Origin of the sequence: Streptomyces sp. V1I1 (assembly GCF_030817355.1) — a bacterium.
GTDB lineage: Bacteria > Actinomycetota > Actinomycetes > Streptomycetales > Streptomycetaceae > Streptomyces.
Genome location: NZ_JAUSZH010000001.1, coordinates 1268980 through 1284102, shown reverse-complemented (window position 1 = coordinate 1284102; position 15123 = coordinate 1268980). Strand labels below are relative to the sequence as shown.

General features: G+C 69.3%; 17 protein-coding genes. 10 read left to right on the top strand and 7 right to left on the bottom strand.

The features are described 5' to 3' along the window. Positions 1-10: 10 nt before the first annotated feature. A complete protein-coding gene (locus tag QFZ67_RS06320) occupies positions 11-1213 on the bottom strand; it encodes a cytochrome P450 (RefSeq protein WP_307660103.1) in 1203 nt (400 codons plus the stop codon). Positions 1214-1339: 126 nt separating this feature from the next. Here QFZ67_RS06320 and QFZ67_RS06315 point away from each other — a divergent pair, with 126 nt between their 5' ends. Further along, positions 1340-1945 carry a DNA-binding response regulator gene (locus QFZ67_RS06315; protein ID WP_307665743.1) on the top strand — a complete coding sequence of 202 codons (606 nt, stop codon included), beginning with the start codon at positions 1340-1342 and terminating at the stop codon, positions 1943-1945. A gap of 85 nt (positions 1946-2030) precedes the next feature. Here the strand turns inward: QFZ67_RS06315 and QFZ67_RS06310 are convergent, their stop codons facing one another. The 4 genes from QFZ67_RS06310 to QFZ67_RS06295 form a co-directional block, all read right to left on the bottom strand. After that, a complete protein-coding gene (locus tag QFZ67_RS06310; RefSeq protein ID WP_307660102.1) occupies positions 2031-3278 on the bottom strand; it encodes a sensor histidine kinase in 1248 nt (415 codons plus the stop codon). Between the two features lie 115 nt (positions 3279-3393). Continuing rightward, positions 3394-4047, bottom strand: a complete 654-nt coding sequence (locus QFZ67_RS06305; RefSeq protein WP_307665742.1) for a YcaO-like family protein — start codon at positions 4045-4047, stop codon at positions 3394-3396. Continuing rightward, complete coding sequence (locus tag QFZ67_RS06300; protein ID WP_307660101.1) at positions 3977-5647, bottom strand: TOMM precursor leader peptide-binding protein; 1671 nt, start codon at positions 5645-5647, stop codon at positions 3977-3979. The genes QFZ67_RS06305 and QFZ67_RS06300 overlap by 71 nt, the downstream gene beginning before the upstream one ends. Positions 5648-5654: 7 nt before the next feature. Continuing rightward, the gene (locus QFZ67_RS06295) at positions 5655-6014 is read right to left on the bottom strand and encodes a hypothetical protein (RefSeq protein ID WP_307660100.1); all 360 of its coding nucleotides are present in this window, start codon (positions 6012-6014) and stop codon (positions 5655-5657) included. A gap of 292 nt (positions 6015-6306) precedes the next feature. On the opposite strand from QFZ67_RS06295, the gene QFZ67_RS06290 reads away from it, so the two are divergent. The 3 genes from QFZ67_RS06290 (at position 6307) to QFZ67_RS06280 (ending at position 8922) form a co-directional block, all read left to right on the top strand. Further along, positions 6307-7128 carry an AfsR/SARP family transcriptional regulator gene (locus tag QFZ67_RS06290; RefSeq protein ID WP_307665741.1) on the top strand — a complete coding sequence of 274 codons (822 nt, stop codon included), beginning with the start codon at positions 6307-6309 and terminating at the stop codon, positions 7126-7128. A gap of 118 nt (positions 7129-7246) precedes the next feature. Continuing rightward, entirely contained in the window at positions 7247-8008 is a 762-nt protein-coding gene (locus tag QFZ67_RS06285; protein ID WP_307660099.1) for a thioesterase II family protein, read from the top strand. Between the two features lie 29 nt (positions 8009-8037). Continuing rightward, the gene (locus QFZ67_RS06280; RefSeq protein WP_307660098.1) at positions 8038-8922 is read left to right on the top strand and encodes an AfsR/SARP family transcriptional regulator; all 885 of its coding nucleotides are present in this window, start codon (positions 8038-8040) and stop codon (positions 8920-8922) included. Here QFZ67_RS06280 and QFZ67_RS06275 read toward each other — a convergent pair. Both QFZ67_RS06275 and QFZ67_RS06270 read right to left on the bottom strand, forming a co-directional pair. Further along, complete coding sequence (locus tag QFZ67_RS06275) at positions 8806-9564, bottom strand: hypothetical protein (RefSeq protein ID WP_307660097.1); 759 nt, start codon at positions 9562-9564, stop codon at positions 8806-8808. The genes QFZ67_RS06280 and QFZ67_RS06275 overlap by 117 nt on opposite strands. 23 nt (positions 9565-9587) lie before the next feature. After that, complete coding sequence (locus tag QFZ67_RS06270; RefSeq protein ID WP_307660096.1) at positions 9588-10970, bottom strand: hypothetical protein; 1383 nt, start codon at positions 10968-10970, stop codon at positions 9588-9590. A 358-nt stretch (positions 10971-11328) separates the two neighbouring features. Between QFZ67_RS06270 and QFZ67_RS06265 the strand changes: the two genes are divergently transcribed. From QFZ67_RS06265 to QFZ67_RS06240, 6 genes are all read left to right on the top strand, one after another. Further along, entirely contained in the window at positions 11329-12582 is a 1254-nt protein-coding gene (locus tag QFZ67_RS06265; RefSeq protein ID WP_307660095.1) for an aldehyde dehydrogenase family protein, read from the top strand. A gap of 339 nt (positions 12583-12921) precedes the next feature. After that, positions 12922-13260, top strand: coding sequence for a TcmI family type II polyketide cyclase (locus QFZ67_RS06260; RefSeq protein WP_307660094.1), 339 nt, complete (start codon positions 12922-12924; stop codon positions 13258-13260). Next, entirely contained in the window at positions 13257-13517 is a 261-nt protein-coding gene (locus QFZ67_RS06255; protein ID WP_307660093.1) for an acyl carrier protein, read from the top strand. The genes QFZ67_RS06260 and QFZ67_RS06255 overlap by 4 nt, the downstream gene beginning before the upstream one ends. Further along, complete coding sequence (locus tag QFZ67_RS06250; protein ID WP_307660092.1) at positions 13514-14269, top strand: SDR family NAD(P)-dependent oxidoreductase; 756 nt, start codon at positions 13514-13516, stop codon at positions 14267-14269. The genes QFZ67_RS06255 and QFZ67_RS06250 overlap by 4 nt, the downstream gene beginning before the upstream one ends. Continuing rightward, positions 14269-14649, top strand: a complete 381-nt coding sequence (locus tag QFZ67_RS06245) for a SchA/CurD-like domain-containing protein (protein WP_307660091.1) — start codon at positions 14269-14271, stop codon at positions 14647-14649. The genes QFZ67_RS06250 and QFZ67_RS06245 overlap by 1 nt, the downstream gene beginning before the upstream one ends. Positions 14650-14654: 5 nt before the next feature. Beyond that, positions 14655-15110 (top strand): DUF1772 domain-containing protein, encoded by a 456-nt coding sequence (locus tag QFZ67_RS06240; RefSeq protein WP_307660090.1) that lies wholly within the window; start codon positions 14655-14657, stop codon positions 15108-15110. The last annotated feature ends 13 nt before the right edge of the window (positions 15111-15123 follow it).

Here is a 15123-nt window from a genome sequence, read left to right as displayed (position 1 = left end):
TCCCGTCGCATCAGCCCCAGTTCACCGGCAGCGACTCCAGCCGGTTGACGATCAGCCCGGTATGCATCCGGACCTCGTCCACCGGCACGGCGAGACGCAGGTCCGGGAACCGGCGGGCCAGCGCGGACAGCGCGATCTGCAACTCGGCCCGGGCAAGCGGCGCGCCCAGACAGTAGTGCGGGCCGTGCCCGAAGGCCAGATGCGGGGCGCCCCGGCGGCAGGGCTCGAAGCGGTCCGCGTCGGGGAACCGGCTCTCGTCCCGGTTGGCGGAGCAGATCGCCCCGATGACCGCGCTGCCGGCCGGCACCGTCGTGCCCGCCACCTCGATCTCGGCGGTGGTGACCCGGAGCGGACCGCCGTCCCCGATCGGGTTGATCCGCAGCAACTCCTCCACGAGCGTGGCCAGCGCCTCCGGCTCCGCGGGCACCAGACCCATGCCGCCGTCGTGCCGCAGCAGCGTGAACACCGAGTTGCCCAGCACCCCGACCGTCGTCTCGTGCCCGGCGATCAGCAGCGTCATCGCCATCGTGATCAACTCGTGCTCGGTCAGCGGCCCTTCCTCGTCCCGGATCCCCACGAGCGCGCTGAGCAGATCGTCGCCCGGCTGCTGCCGCTTCTCCTCAACAAGCTGCTGCAGATAGCCGACGAGCGCCAGCTTGCGCTCCAGCATCTGCTCGGGGGTGTGCGCGGTGAGTGACAGGACGGCGTCCGACCAGCCCCTGAACAGCTCCCGGTCGGCGAAGGGCACCCCCAGCAGCTCGCAGATCACGGCGACGGGATAGGGAAAGGCGAACGCCTCGTTGAAGTCGACCGGACCGCCGCCCCGCTCAGCCATCCGCTCCAGCAGCCCGTCCGCCAGCTCCTGGATGCGCGGCCGCATCAGGTCAACCCGGCGCGCCGTAAAGGCACTCGACACCAGGGAGCGCAGCCGGGTGTGCTCGGGCGGGTCCATGGTGAACAGCCCGCCCGCGTCGAACGGGACGGCCGTGAGCCTGGGCGACTCGGGAAGCGCCGTCGCCGCTCTGCTGCACCGGGCGTCGGAGAGCACCGTACGTACATCCTCGTACCGGCTGAACAGATACGCTCCGTCACCACTGGGCATCACGACGTCTGCCGCCGGAGTGTCGCTGCGCAGCCGCGCATACTCCTCGGGGATGTCGGTCGCCGAGCGGCGAGGGGGCGGATAGCTGCGCACGGCGGAGTCCTGAGGCATGACCACACCGTCCGACCTGGTACTCGGGATGTGCTCGAGCCGGTGTTCAGAGTGACTCGGAGAGGTATCCTCAGCCTTCGCTGACGGCAGGCTGGGGGAGGCCGAGTGCTGCGTGAACCATCGCACATGATCAGAGTGGTCCTTGCCGAGGATATGCACATGGTTCGGGGAGCGCTGGTTGCTCTGCTCAACCTCGAGGTCGACATCCAGATCGTGGCGGAAGTCGGTACGGGGCGGGACATCGTGCCCGCCGTGATCATGCACGACCCGCATGTGGCGGTGCTCGACATCGATCTGCCGGGCATGGACGGCCTTTCCGCCGCCGCCGAGGTGCACGCCAAGCATCCGTCCTGCCGCACCCTGATCCTGACCGGCCTCGGCCGCCCGGGCAATCTGCGCCGGGCGCTGGAGGCCCAGGTGTCCGGGTTCATCCTCAAGGACGCACCGCCGAGCCAACTCGCCGACGCCATAAGACGGGTGGCGGTGGGGGAGCGGGTGATCGACCCGCAGCTGGCTCTTGATGCGTGGGCAGCCAGGGACAATCCGCTCACCGCCAGGGAGACCGAGGTGCTGCGGATGGCCGCGGACGGGGCGGAGGCACCCGACATCGCGGGACGGCTCTATCTGACCGTCGGGACCGTACGGAACTATCTGACGACGGTCGTCACCAAACTGGGCGCGCGCAACCGCGTCGACGCGATCCGCATCGCGAGGGATCAGGGCTGGCTCTGACCGCCGCGTCCCGGCTCCGGTCCCGGCTCTGGGATCCGGTCCCGGCTCAAGGATTCCGGCGCGGAGAATGCCCGCGCAGAAACGTTCAGACGGCGCTGCGCGTACCGTCGTCGGACTTCGTGGTCCGCTGGTCCACCAGCAGCCGCGGCCGGGGCACCCGACGGCTCACCCCGAAGTCCAGCGGCACCTTCGCCACCAGATGGAAGCAGCCGTCCTCCCGTACGCCGGCGGTCAGTCCGCCGCCGATCGCGGAGACGCGGGCTGAGAGATTGCCGATGCCGCTTCCGTTGTACGACGACAGCTCGTCAAGGTGGGCGGCCACCCCGTCGTTGCGCACATGCAGCTGGACCGACCCGTCGCCCGTGCGGCGAGCCTCGATACGGCAGCGCCGCACGGTGCTGTGCCGCAGGATGTTGGTGATCCCTTCCCGAAGCACGGTCGCCAGGACCGTGCCCACCTGATCGGGCAGGTCCACCAGCGTGCAGTCGACCTCGATGTCGATGCCGGCCGCGCAGAACACCGAGCGCGCCGAGGCGAGTTCGGCGGGGAACGACATGTCCCGGTAGCTGCGGGCGACCTGCCGGGTGTCGGCGAGCGCCTGCCGGGAGATCTCCAGCACCGTCGAGAGCTCTTCCCGCGCCCGGGCCGGATGCTGGTCGACCAGGCGCAGAGTGAGCTCGCTGCGAAGCGTGATCGCCGAGAGGCTGTACCCCAGCAGATCGTGCAGATCGCGGGCGAACCGCAGCCGCTCCTGCTCCACGGCGAGCCGGGCGATCTCCTCTTGTGCGCTGCGCAGTTTGAGCACCATCTCGGAGAGCGCGGTCAGTCCGTAGACGAGACTCGCGATCATGACGGTGGAGATGCCGATATAGGCGACGTCGAGGTAGGTCTTGCCGGACCAGCCAGTCGTCAGGCTCATGGTGCTGACGACGGTGAGTCCCGCGGTCACCCATGACCAGGGTGGCCGCAGGACCAGCAGCAGCGATCCCGCGAGGAAGCCGGTGATGCCCACCCATGCGGTGCCCATCAGCAGGATCGGGGGGTAGCTCAGTGCCACCTGGACGGCCAGGATCCAGTACTGCTGTCTGCGCCCCAGCCGCACCCGTCTGGGCGCCGACAGCACCACCTGGCAGGCGAACATTCCGATCAGGGCCGCCGCGCCCGCGATGAGTTCGGACAGGCTCTGCTGCACCGTGAGCAGATGCAGGGCCGCGGCGGCCAGGACGCTGCCCAGGGCGACGAGCAGGATGCCCAGGGCGATCTTGGGAGCCAGACCCGCGTTGTTTCCACCGCGCTGAGGCATGGCCGGATCGCGGTGGTCTGGACTGTGCAAGTGCTGTCTCTCCTGGGTGCGATTCACGTCAAGCATGTGACCCCCGTTTGCACTGCTTGCACTGCTACGCGTGCCTCGATCCTAGGCGAGCGCCGCGGGGACGTGACTGTCATTACTAGACAAACAGCGGGATGGGGTTGAGTTGCTCGTAGGGGATCGGGGTGGTCCTCCGGCCAAGACGCACGGGTACGTCGTAGAGCCGGCCGTGGCCGAACCGCGCCCAGAAGTGGCGCAATCCGGGTACCAGCACCTTCACCGCCGGGAGTCCCAGATCGGGCCGGGTCTGGTCGAGGACCAGCAGTTCCAGGCCGTGTACGCGCAGCAGCTGCTCCGCGGCCCGGATGTCGTCGAGGAGGTCCGCACGCAGCGTGTAGCCGTAGTCGGCGCGGCGCTTCGCGGGGATGCTCCGGTCGGGGCCCAGATAGGGCTGGTTGGCGAGGGTACGGCGAGTGCACCAGTCGAGAAGTGCGGGGTCGTCGGAAGGGGTCTGAAGCACTGCGGGCAGCAGCTGGTTGAGCTCGGTGAGAGCACGCCGCAGCGCGATGCCGGGATCGAAGTGGCAGCCGAAACCGAACATGATGTCCTCGGCCGGCTTGTCGGTACGGCGCGAGAGCGCGGCCATCGCCGGAATACCCAGGTCGGAGGTGAGATCGAGAACCCAGAACTCCCGCTTGAGCGAGGCGTACTGGGCGTGCATCTCATCGATCCAGGGGTCCGGGAAGGAGTCCAGGTCGACCGCCGGCTGAGGGGTGCGGTTGTACCACCACAGGGCGACCGCATCCCGCTCGACGAGCTCGAAGAAGCCTTGCAGGATGGCGTCCCTCGAGGCTGCTGCCCGCCGCGTTGCCATTGGAATCGGCCACGGTGAAGCACGGGCCCTTCGAGGGCGCCGGGGCGAAGTAGAGCATCCCGGTCGGCAGCAGCCGCTGCCTGCCGTGGGTGACCGACCAGACCGGTGTCCAGTCGATGGGAGCGTTCTCGTCGAACTGGTCGCAGATGTACTGGAACGGCGGCTGTACGGCGTTCCACTGCAGACGGCCCGCGAACTGCCGCTCGTGGTACAGCTGGCATTCATTGGGGTGGACCGCGTCGTCGCCCAGTTCCGTGAGTGTGCCGCGGATCCGGGGTTCATCGCCGTGCAGGGTCGCGGAGTACCGCTCCACCGCCTCGCAGAGCGCGCCGACCTTGGCATCCAGCGCGGTGACCCCCTTGCCGCCGCTCTGACTGCGCAGCCCGGAACGGAACGCCGCGAGGCTGCGCCGGGTCAGTGCCGGATTGGGGCCCGAGTGGTACGAGTTGAGGAAGTCGGGGCCGCCGGGCGCGCGCTGCAGCGAGCTGACGACTCCGGTGACCCGGCCGACCAGGTGCTCGTAGCGTTCAAGAACCTGCTCGGCCGTAAGGGCCCGGTGACCGTTTCCGGTGAGGGTCTTCTTGGGTCGCGAAGTGAGGGCGATGGGCTGCTGCACCCGGTCCCCGACCAGCTGAGGGTCCCCGCATACAGGACATTGCGGCCGCTGTCCGACCGGGTGCGCCCGGATACCGAGCTGAAGAGTGTCCAGAACTCGTATGGCCAACTGGCTCTTGTCGCGGTAGCCGGCAATCCACTTGGCCGCCTCCACGGCGATCGCCTGGAGCGCCAGTGAGCGGCTCGCGGCGATGGTCGCACGCGGCGGCGCCGGCGGCGAAGCCAGGCCGAGCGCATCCCCCACATGCTGCTCCGGCTGACGGTGGTGGTTCAGCCGGTGTGCCATACAGTTCCAGCAGGCCCCCTCGCCCGGCTGGAACACCGGCCCGATCCACGGTTCGACGCCGTGTGGTTTGGCCAGCAGCCACGGACTTCCGCTCCTGCGCTGTTCCTCGTCGATGTCCCGCAGCTCAGGCAGGAGATAGTCGTCGCACAGGACGACCGTCAGATCACAGCCGCCGGGGCCGCTCAACGCGACCCCGGCGGTGAAGAAGGCGTCCCGGGCGGCGGGCCCGCCGATGGCGCCCAGGTCCAGCAACCGGACCCGGCCCTCGGTCAGGGCTCTTCCCGCATGCGTCGCTTCAAGACCGGCGGCTTCCCAGAACGCCGAGGCGTCCGTGTCCGTCGAGTCGGCCTGAGGCGGCGCGGCGCACCCGGTGACCAGGTTCGCCTGCGTCAGCTTCCCGAGGAGACTGCCGAGTTCGGTCGGCGACAGCAGTCCCTGGGTGTCCCGCACAAGAGCGGGCAGGTCCCTGCTGCCGTCCAGCAGAGGAGCGAGGGCCGCTACGGCCTCGCCCTCGATCGCGGTGACACCCTGTTCGGAGACCAGATAGGTCCCCTCGCCGGGTACGACGGCGGTGGTGAGGTGTCGCCTGAACCCGATCCGTGGCCACAGGGAATCCATGTGTCCCTCACATGGGCAGGGTGCCGACGGCGCCCTGTCGGTCCGGCTCGGGTGCGAAGGTGGAGCAGACGCAGGGCTGAGGTGTCACGGGAACGGCGAACGCGGGGTCGATCTCCCCGGAGAAACTGAGATTGATGATCGTCACTTCCGTGTCGGCATCCGCCGGCAGCGCGGGTATGGAGCTTTCCGGCGTTGTCGGAATGCCGAATTCGGCGAGAACATTGCGCGGCTCCAGCGCGTACCGCAGGGCGAGCTCAGGCTGTATGTAGCTGCGGGCGACGAGTTCGGCGAAACGCCAGTCGTGTTCCACGGAGCCGGTGCAGGCCTCTTGAGCTGCGGTTCCGCTGGGCGCGTAACCAGACATCATGGTGCTCCCATCGTGATGTGAACGGTGCCGGGTGGTTCATTTCCCGTGCGGATGTTCGGCTGCGCATACGAGAGCAGTGTGCTGTCGGGTGACTGGAATCGAACAGTGGACACGTCATCTCCCTGGATGTGAAGATTTCATAGGCCCGAACCAGGTGATCTCCATGCGCGGCTTGTGAGCTGGTCACTGTTCTTGCCCCTGCGCTGCATGGGACTCTCCCGGAAACAGCTTTCGCCACAGCGGGGCTGTCCGACGGGGTAAGGAAAAGGCCATGCCTGACAGGGGGCGCACCATGCGTGTCGAGGTACTGGGAACTCTCCGCGGTGAGGCCGCGGGAGTCTCGGTGCTTCCCAGTGCCTCCAAACCACGGCAGATCCTCGCCCTCCTCGCCCTCAACGCGCAGCACATCGTGCCCGTCCCGGTCCTCATGGAGGAGCTCTGGGGCGCGGGACCGCCGCGCAGTGCGCCGACGACGCTGCAGACGTACATCCTTCAGCTGCGGCGCAGACTGCGCTCCGCGATCCCCGGGGCAACAGGCGTCTGGGACAAGAACGTGCTGGTGACACGGCACGGCGGTTATCTGCTCGACGCGGACCCCGCCGATGTCGACGCCCTGGAGTTCGACCGGCTCACCGGCGCAGGCCACACCGCCTACGAGGTCGGCGACATGGCCGCGGCATCGGGCAATCTGACCGCGGCCCTGGAGCTGTGGCGCGGGCCCGCACTGGCCGACGTGCCCCATGGACGTCACCTCGGCATCGAGGTGACCCGGCTGAAGGAGAGCCGGCTCGGGGCGCTGGAGCGGCGCATCGGCGCCGACCTGCGGCTCGGCCGGCGTCGCGAAGTGCTCGGCGAGCTGTGCGCGTTGTGTGAACGCCACCCGCTCCACGAGAGCCTGCGGGCGCTGCAGATGCTGGCCTACTGCGCGGACGGCCGGTCATCCGATGCGCTGATCGCCTACAAGCGCCTTCGCGAAACCCTGGTCGAGGAGTTGGGCCTTGAGCCCTCTCCCCGTATTCAGCGGCTTCACCAGGCAATCCTCCGAGGTGAGGAAGCCATGGATGTGTGGAACGGTCACGGACGCCTGGGCAGTGACGGCGAGCTCACCGGCTGACGCAGCGCCCGGCACAACCGCTCCACCTCACTCCAGCTCCGATCAAGCGGCCTTCCAGCGGCGGTCGTGAGGATCGGGGCCCGCGTAGTCGAGAACCGGTGCGGTGTGAGGAGGCGGCGTGAACCACTATCTCGCGGTGTCGCCCGGAATCATGGAGCTGCCCGAGCCGGCACTCCGGCTGTTCTGCTTCCACCACGCGGGCGCCGGAGCGCTTACCTTCGCCCGCTGGCGGGCCCGTTTCGCCGCCGACGTACACGTGCTTCCGGTGCGGCTGCCGGGCCGCGAGACCAGACTGCGGGAGCCGCGCATCGTCGACTCCGAGCAGCTGCTCGGTGAACTCGACACATATCTGGGCCCGTTGCTCGATGTGCCGCACGCCTTCTACGGGCACAGCCTCGGCGCGCTGGTCGCCTACCGCTTCGCGCTGCGGCGCACCCGCGGCGGACACCGGCCGCCGCTCCTGGTCGGCGTCGGCGCCTGCGCCGCGCCCCATCTGCCCACCCCGCTCGTCGAGCAGCCGGATCTGCCCGACGACAGACTGCTGGCCGCGCTCGCGCGGTACGGCACCCTGCCGCCGTACCTCTTCGAGCGGCCCAAGTGGCTGAGCATCCTGCTCTCCACCATGCGCGACGACCTCCAGCTCGCCCGCAGTCTGCGGGACGGATCGGGCGAGCGGCTGTCCAGCCCCCTGTACGCGTACGCGGGCGCCGAGGACAAGGTCGCGACCGCCCAGGCGGTCGCCGCATGGAGCCGCTACACCAGCGCCGGCTTCGATCTGCGGACCGTTCCCGGCGGCCACTTCTTCGTACGTGACGCGGAGCTGCCCACCTTGCTCGCGGCAGAGCTGCGCCGTCTTGCCACACCTCATCCGATCGCCTGAGCCTGAACGCCTCGAAGGGAGTAGCGGATATGGACATCAGCGTGCTGGGGCCGTGCCGGGTCGTCCAGTCGGGGGTTTCCGTTGTCCCCACTGCAGTCAAACCACGCAAGGTCCTTGCCCTGCTCGCCATGCACCCCGATCAAGTGGTGTCGGTGGGCTCGCTGGTGGAGGAGCTGTGGGGCGAAGCACCGCCGCGCAGCGTCCAGACCACCTTGCAGACCTACATACTTCAGCTGCGCAATCTGATCGCCGCCGCCATCGGCGGGTCCCGCAGGCCCGAGCTGCCGAACGGCGCCAAGAGCATCCTCGTCACCGAGTCGGGCGGCTATCTGCTCGACACCCAGGGCGGTGTGGTCGACGTCAGTGAGTACGAACGGCTCGCCGGGACCGGTCATCGCGCCCTGGAGAGCGGCAACTGCTCGGTGGCGTCCGACTCCTTCCGCAGGGCGCTCGCCCTGTGGCGCGGCCCCGCACTCGTCGACGTACAGTGCGGAGCGCTGCTGGAGATCGAGGCAACCCGGCTCGAGGAGTCGCGCCTGAGCATCCTCAACCAGCGCATCGAGGCGGATCTGCGGCTCGGCCGTCACCATGAACTGGTGGGCGAGCTCTCGGGTCTCGCCGCACAGCATCCGATGCACGAGGACACCCAGGGGCAGTTGATGCTCGCGCTCTACCGCTCCGGCAGGCGCGGAAACGCCCTTGAGGTGTACCAGCGGCTGCGTTCTGTGCTCTCCCAGGAGCTGGGGCTCGACCCGTCGCCCCGACTCCAGCATCTGCAGCGCGCGATGCTGGAATCCTCACTCGAACTGGAGATCCAGCCGGAGCCGGTGCGGGTGGGAGTGGGCGCGGGAATGGGCGCAGGAATGGGCGTGGGAGCGGGAATGGGCATCGAGCGTGCCCTGCGGGCGCGCTGAAGTCACCCCTCCGCGCGGGGTTCCGACGCCGTCCGCCGAGCCCCGCGCGTACACGGCGTCGGCCGGATCCTCCCGGCGGCGCAGCGCCTGCGCCGCGTGCCACATCCGCGCCGCCGCCCGGGCGGTCCCCGCGCCGCTGAACCCCTCGCACAGCTGGGGCAGATGGGGCCGGAGCCCTTCCCGTAGGGAGGGGGAGAAGTGCACATCGCCGTCCGGGTCGATACGCACCCCCTCGGCGAAGGTGAGCCGCTCGTTACAGGCGACGGCGTCCGACAGCGTGAGCCCGTACGGCAGATCGAGTTCGACCCGCCGCCGGGTGACGCGGGCGGGATAACCGCCGGGCAGCCCCTGCGGCCCCGGTACGGCGGTGCGCAGTTCGGGGCCGCCGTGCAGTGCGGTGAGCAGGCGGGCCACCGTGTGCCCGGTGACCGGGTTGAGGGCCTCACGCGGCACACCGCGCTGCTGGGCCAGGAGCTGTCCGACCCCGCCCAGTTCATGGTTGCCGAGCCAGACCCTGGCCTCGTCGTCCGGATGGTCGGGCCGGTGCAGATGGCGGTGGTGGGCCAGCACCCGCAGGCCGCGGCGGGCAGCCGGACCGAGCGCCGCCTCCACCGACGCTGTGATCAACGTGCCGTTGCCCACCCCGCACACGACCGGCCCGCATCTCAGGCCCAGGTGAGGACGGCGTTCTCGGTGGCGCTGTACTCACCGACACTGATCTTTCCCTCGGAGCCGGCGCTGCCGTCCGGAAGGAACCGGGCCCAGCAGCCGCCGGCCCTGCCGTTGAAGAGCATGGGGCTGAGCACCGGCGAGACGGGCGCGGTCCAGGTGGCCCGGCCGTCGGTCAGCTCCAGCGGGCAGGACAGCGGCTCGACATACTCCTGCACGATGCTGTCGCCCGCCTCGAACGCGCCGTTGACGGCCTCTTCCCAGGCCTGTTGTCCGGTGTGGCGGCCGATGAGAACCTCCCGCCCCGTCTGGCCGATGGCCCGCTTCAGGACGAACCGGTCGCGCTCGCGGAAGAGCAGGGCGGGCAGGTCGTGTTCGCCCTGCTGCCAGTCGGTGCGGCCGGGGATGGTCATACGGGTCCAGGGCAGGTGCCGCTCGACCGTGCGGCGCTCGGCGCGCGTCATCCAGGGGCGCCCCTCTGAGACCAGGGCCAGTGCCTTCTTGTTGGCGAGCAGACCACTGCTCTGCGGTGGCAGCAGCAGGAGACCCGAGCGCTGTGACTGATGGACGGGTTCGATGCCGATGCCACGCTCCCGCCAGTCGAGCAGGGCGAAGTTGCGCAGACCGAGCGGATAGCGCAGGGCCCCCGGGCGGCCGAGCGCGTCGGGGAGTTCGTGCGGTTCGAAGAAGTCCGCGGTGAAGCCACGACGCCTGAACTGGTCGAGCGTGAGTTGGTGGAAGCGGATGTCGGAGTCTTCGAGCAGATCGCCCAGACTGCCGACGACGGCGACGGCCTTCGGCAGATTCCGCCGGGTACAGACGTCCTCATAGGCCTGGACCCGGGCAACGAGCGGGTCGGACCCCGTGAACGGCGTCCGGCCGTCGTCCTGGTGGGTCCGCTGCCAGACCGCGGCGAGAGCGTGGGTCTCAATGGGTCCGCCGAAGGTCCCGCTGACATTGAAATCCAGCAGCTGCGGGCCCCGTTCGCCGATGACGATGTCCGGGCGGGCCATCATCGCGCAGTACTCGGTCTCGGTGTTGTCCTGACCGGACAGCAGGGGGTAGTCGTCGGGGTCGGCGCCGAGCGCCTCGGCGCGGGCCGGCCAGCTGCCGCCCTGGGCCAGGACGGCCCGGCGTACCAGCGACAGCAGCACTCGGCTGACCTCGAACAGCTCGTCGTAGGAGCTGCGGGGCAGGACGAACGGCTGCGCGGGAAGGGCGGGTCCCGGGAGCGAGATGCTCAGCCCGGCCGTCTCCCGGCGCAGCAGCTCGTGCGTCTCGGCGCCGGACAGCCGCCGCAGGTCCGACGGCTTTGGCCGTCCCTCCTCGTGGAACCAAGGGTGCACTGTGCCGGCTGAGGCAGGAACGGTGCTGGTCATGATCGGCCTCCTCAATGGGGTGCGGGGGTCGCCGGGCGGCCGGTATTCCAGGAGTCTTCGAGCCGGGGCTGAGCGGGCGGGTATTTCAATGGAGGGAATTCCCTGCCCGGAATTCTCTTCAATGTCTGCTGGACATGCATTCGTCCGGCTGCCTATTCTGTCAATCATCGCTGCATCGGGCCGAGTTCCTGCCGAGTCCGGCCGAGTTCCGAACGATTTCCGAACGATTTCCGAACGACAATGCCAAGTGGCGGCAGGAAGAATAGTCGGACGGTCTCGAGAACTACTGGAGACCTTCGGCTGCCACCGGTTCCGTCGGCCCCCACCCGACATCCCCGTGCCGCGAGGAGACAGCCCGATGAGCCACCCGTCCATGCCGGTTCTGGAGTCCTTCACCCGTACCTGGCCCAACCTCGAAGCCGCGCACGAGAAGGCGATGAGGACGGCCTCCGCCCTGCTGAGCTGCCGCGACGAGCTGCTGTCGCTGCTGACGCGGGTCGCCACCTACAGCAGCGCCCGCGATGAACTCCTGCGATCCATAGGCGCGTTGACCGGTGCGCCCTGGGAGCTGGCGCGCAACTGCCCGCCCCAGCTGTCCCGGCTCTCGGTGTTCCTGCCGTCGAACAACATCCTCTACTCGTACGCGCTGTTCGGCCTGATCCCCGGGCTCTACTGCGACGAGGTGGTCATCCGCCCCTCGGCACGCACCCGGGACACCGCGTACGCCGTGCACAAGCTGATCAGTACTCGCATCGACCCGGACCTCGCCCGGCGGATCAAGATGGTCGACGTCTCCCAGCGGCAGTTCAAGCCGATCTGCTCGGCGTCCGACGCGGTGGTCTTCACGGGGCAGCCCACCAATGCCCAGGACGTGATGAAATCCGTCGGCGACCGGCCGCTGTTCCTCGTCATGGGCTCGGGACCCAACCCCCTTGTCATCGGCCCCCGCACCGACCCGGGCGCCGCCTGCCGGGCCATCCTGCGCGCCCGACTGTACAACTCCGGCCAGGACTGCCTGTGCCCGGACGTCATTTTCGTCCACCGGCTGCGGCTCGACGCGGTCGTGGAACAACTGCGCGCCGAACTGTCCGTGCTCACCGTCGGCGCGCGCAGCTGGCCCGATACCGTGCTGACTCCGCTGGCCTACGAGGACGCCGTGGAGGGTGCGGCGGAGTTCCTTGTCCAGAACGCCGACCATGTGGTCAGCGGCGGGGAGGCGGACCCGGAGCGGATGCTGGTCGAGCCCTCACTGCTGGTGTTCCCGGAGGGCGTGGACTTTCATCCGCCGGAGCTCTTCTCGCCGGTCTTCTGCATCGTGCCGTACGAGGACCCGGAGATGCTCCGCGAATGGGCGCGCACCCCCGAGGAGCTGGAGCGGGGCATGTACGTCTCCGCGCTGGGCGAGCCGCGACTGACCGGGGAGACCCTGGGCACCGGCGTCATCAGCCGCAACGCCACCACGCTGGACGCCGAGGACGGCAACCAGCCCTTCGGCGGATACGGCGTGCACGCCAGCAGCATCCGGCGCGACGGCCGGCTGATCGGCCGGCCGCTGCTGCTGTCCGCGGAGGCCGGGCTGCGGCAGTCGGTCATCACCGGGCCGCTGCGGTGAGCGTCGCGACGCGGCCGTACAGCCTTTTGGCTGGGTTCGCGCGGGCGCCGGGCGGCCGGGACCGGGACCGGGACCGGGACCGGGACCGGGACCGGGACCGGGACCGGGACCGGGACCGTACAGCTGGTCACGCGCGTCCTCGGCGCGTTGGTCGCGGACTCGGCTCCGTCATCGCAGGACGCACCCATCGCGCTTGCGCATCGCCGACCTCGATGAATTCCTCTCGGCCGGACCCAAGTTGGACAGTGGATCGAGCGGCGCTCCAGCGCTGCCTGTCACGGTTGCGACAAGCCCGCCAACCGCAGGGCTTCCCAGTACATTCCACGAAGGAGGCCGACGGTGGCACACCGGACGCTCATAGTGGCTCGGATGGAGCCGGGCAAGGCCGGCGACATCGCCAAGATCTTCGAGGAGTCGGACTCGAGTGAGCTGCCCCACATGATCGGTGTGACGAGGCGTTCGCTGTTCACCTTCCACGATCTCTACTTCCATCTTGTCGAGGCCGACGCGGACATCGGCCCGCGCCTGTATCAGGCCCGCAGCCACCCGCTCTACGACGACATCAACACCCGGCTCGCCGAGTGCGTTTCGCCGTACGACCCGAACTGGCAGGAACCCAAGGACGCGATGGCGCAGTCCTTCTACATCTGGACCAAAGAGGGAGGCCGGATCCAGTGAGCGAGTTCACTCTGCCGGAGCTTGCCGAGCAGCTCCGCGAATGCGCCGGCGAGTCCGAAGGCATCGACCTCGACAGCGACGCCGTGCTGGACGTGCCCTTCATGGACCTCGGTTACGACTCCCTCGCGCTGCTGCAGGTGACCGGAGTCATCAAGCGCGAGCGTGGGGTCGAGCTCTCCGACGACGCGGTCGTGGAGGCCGAGACCCCGCGCATCCTGCTCAAGATGATCAATGCCAACCTCCCCGAGGCGGCATGAGCACGGAGGATGCCCTCACCTCGGGTCTGGCCGGCAAGCGCGTGCTCATCACCGGCGGCACCCGTGGCATCGGACGGGCGGCGGCTCTGGCCTTCGCCCGTGCCGGGGCCCAGGTGGTTGCGGGCTACAGCAAGGACGGCGAGGCCGCCGAATCGCTCGCGCGGGAACTGGACGAGTTCGGCGGGGGTCATCTGACCGTGCGCGCCGACGTCACCACCGCGAGCGGGGCCGAGACGCTCGCCGACGCCTGCCGGGACGGGCTCGGCGGGCTCGAGGTGCTGGTGAACAATGTCGGCATCGACGGGCACGCGAAGTTCGGCGACCTCGAAGCGGCTGAGTGGCAGCGGCTGTTCGACCACAATGTCACCTCCGCGTACCTGGTCACCCAGGCCGTGCTCGACCTGCTCTCCGAGGGCGCGTCGATCATCAACATCGGCTCGTCGGCCGCTCTGCGCGGCCGCCCGTTCAGCGCCCACTACACCGCCTCCAAGGCAGCCCTCGTCGGCTTCGGACGGGCGCTCTGCAAGGAGCTCGGGCCGCGCGGTATCCGCGTCAACACCGTGGCCCCGGGCGTCACGGAGAGCGAGACCGGCGGGGATCTGCCGCCGCAACTGCGGGAGCGGATCGCCTCGATGACCGCCCTGGGCCGGCTCGGCCGGCCCGAGGACGTGGCCGGGACGGTGCTCTTCCTGGCGGGGGACGCCTCCCGCTATGTCACCGGTGCCACGATCACCGTCGATGGAGGAATCTGATGCCGTACGCAGCGATCACCTACCGGGTCAAGCCCGGCCACGAGGACGAGATCGCGGCGATATTCGCCAAGTTCACCCGGGTTGACACCCCCGACTTCAAGGGCGAGGACGGCTCGGCCGCCGGTCGCCTGCTTGGCACCGGGGTGTTCATCAAGGACGACGTGATGGTGCGCGTCATCCACTACGAGGGCGACTTCGCCGCCGTCGGCCGGCACATGGCCACGCAGAAGGGCGTGCACATCCTGGAGGAGAAGCTCCAGCCGTATCTGGCCGAGGAGCGGGACACCTCCTCGCCGGCCGGCTTCGCGGCGTACTTCCGAAACGCCACGATGCGGTCCATCGCCCAGCTCACCGTCGACTCCCACCCGGCACAGGCCTGAGCGCCATGACCGAGGTGCTGGGGATAGCGGTTCTCCTCGGCAGCGGTGTCACCGCGGGGGTGCTCTTCGCCGTCGCGCTGAGCGTGCTTCCCGCGCTCTTCGCCATGGAGACGGGCACCTACGTGTACGCGCACAAACTGCTGGGCCGTAACTGGGACCCGACCATGCCGGTCGTCGTCCTCACCTCCACGCTGCTCGCCGCGGTCCTAGCCGTGACCGCGGACGACGGCGCGGCCCGGGCGCTGTTCGGCGTCGCCGCGGTGCTGCTGCTGGGTGTGTCCGCCGTGTCCCATCTGTGCAATGTGCCGATCAACCGCCGGGTCAAGTCCGTCGAGAACCCCGACGAGCTGCCCGCCGACTGGGAGGACCCGCGGCCCCTGTGGCGGCGCTGGCACCTGCTGCGTACCCTGCTGGCGGTGCTGGCGCTGGCGCTCAACGCCGCGGCGGTCACCGCCCTCTGACACCACAAGGCCC